1 rRNA gene is annotated in these 298 nt (G+C 54.4%); it reads right to left on the reverse strand.

Annotated elements, in window-relative coordinates:
- Nucleotides 1-298 (reverse strand): 23S ribosomal RNA (locus tag IFR23_RS19970); the annotation flags it as partial.

Below are 298 nucleotides of genomic sequence, written 5' to 3' on the forward strand. Positions count from 1 at the left end.
AGGTTCCAGTGAGATCTCATCTTGAGGCTAGTTTCCCGCTTAGATGCTTTCAGCGGTTATCTATTCCGAACATAGCTACCCGGCAATGCCACTGGCGTGACAACCGGAACACCAGAGGTTCGTCCACTCCGGTCCTCTCGTACTAGGAGCAGCCCCTCTCAAATCTCAAACGTCCACGGCAGATAGGGACCGAACTGTCTCACGACGTTCTAAACCCAGCTCGCGTACCACTTTAAATGGCGAACAGCCATACCCTTGGGACCGGCTTCAGCCCCAGGATGTGATGAGCCGACATCGA

This window comes from Sphingomonas sp. CFBP 13603, from assembly GCF_014892665.1.
Lineage (GTDB): Bacteria > Pseudomonadota > Alphaproteobacteria > Sphingomonadales > Sphingomonadaceae > Sphingomonas.